Origin of the sequence: Oscillibacter sp. CU971, from assembly GCF_905219725.1 — a bacterium.
Taxonomy (GTDB): Bacteria; Bacillota; Clostridia; order Oscillospirales; family Oscillospiraceae; genus Oscillibacter.
Genome location: NZ_CAJMXG010000450.1, coordinates 1 through 1,565 on the forward strand (window position 1 = coordinate 1; position 1,565 = coordinate 1,565).

Annotated in this window: 1 protein-coding gene; it reads right to left on the minus strand. The window is 55.8% G+C overall.

The genetic code is table 11. The annotated features are described in order from the left end of the window. Positions 1-5: 5 nt before the first annotated feature. Positions 6-1,565: VirD4-like conjugal transfer protein, CD1115 family (locus tag JX325_RS16440; protein WP_204792110.1), on the minus strand; the 1,560-nt coding region annotated here is incomplete at its 5' end.

A 1,565-nucleotide genomic window follows, 5' to 3' on the forward strand; every position in this document is an offset into this window, starting at 1 on the left:
GTGATTTATACATAGGCATCCGGATCGTCCACGTCGTCGTAATTGAGGATGTCCTCGTCCTCGCTTACGGGCCCCGCTTCGGATACGTCTACCTCGTACACCTCACAAGCCTCGGAAAGCCCAGGCCGCCTGCGGCGGTTGATGAGCTTATCCAGGTCAAAGGCGTTTTTCTTTTTATCGGCCTCAGCCGTGTACTTGTAGTTCGGGTGTTGTTTCAAATCGTATTTGGACGAAAAGAACGGGGGCAGGCCCCGTAACTGCAAAATGCACTTGTCGCCCGGCATGGTGGCCAGCTCGCTGGGGGTCATCAGCTCCCGGCCCAGCCGCTGGGTGTTCTGGTTGTAGCTTTCCGACTGCCCACGGGAGCGGCCCTCTGTCTGCATGGAGATCGTGGCCTTTCCCAGCCAGTTTTCCGATATTTCCTTGATAGTGGAGCTTTCCCGCCCGCCCAGGAAGATCACGCTGTCCATGTTTCCCAGGATCGTTTCCGCGTTGTCTTTGTAAATGGCCTTGCACTGCGCGTACTGCTGATAGAACAGGCACAGGCTTACCTCGCGGGAACGGATCACAGCCACCAGCTTCTCCAAGGAGGGCACCTGCCCCGTGTTGGCCGCCTCGTCCCACAGCACCCGCACATGATGGGGCAGGCGGCCCCCGTGAACATTGTCCGCCCGTTCGCACAGAAGATTGAACATCTGCGAAAAGGCCAGGGCCACAATGAAGTTATAAGTCGGGGTGGTGTCGGAAATGGTGAAGAAAACCGCCGTTTTCCGATCCCCGATGCGGTCAAGCTCCAGCTCGTCATAGCTCATGATCTCCCGGAGCTGGGGGATGTCAAAGGGGGCAAGCCGGGAGCCGCAGGAAATAAGGATCGACTTGGCCGTTTTGCCGCTGGCTAATTTGTATTTTTTGTACTGCTTTACGGCAAAGCAATCCGGCTTGCGCCTTTCCAGGCCCTTAAACATATAGTCCACCGCGTTCATATAGGACTCGTCATCCTCTTTCACGTCCATGCCGGAAATCATATCCACCAGGGTATTGATGTTCCGATCCTCGGCGGGTGCCTCGAAAATGATATAGGCAATCAGGGCACAGTACAAAAGCGTTTCCGCCTTCGTCCAAAATGGATCGCCCTCCTTGCCCTCGCCTTTGGTGTTGGCTATGAGGGTGTCCACGAATTTGAGGATGTCCGCCTCGTTGTGGATGTAGGACAGCGGATTGTAGTGCATGGATTTTGAAAAGTCGATGCTGTTGAACACTTTGACCTGATAGCCCCGGCGTTGCAGAAAAGCACCCACCTGGGAGAGCACCCCGCCTTTTGGATCGACGCACACATAGGAGCTATGCGCCTGGAGTAGCTGGGGCGTGAGCCAGAAGCGGGTTTTGCCTGACCCGGACGAGCCAATGATGCAGGCGTTGAGGTTGCGGGCGTTGGCGGGATTTTTGGGCCGGGTGTTCATGGTGAGAAACTCCGTCTTTGTCAAAATGATGTTGTTCTCAAACTTCGGATCGACAAAGGGCTTGATGTCTTTTTCGGTGCCCCAGCGGGCCGACCCGTACTCCTC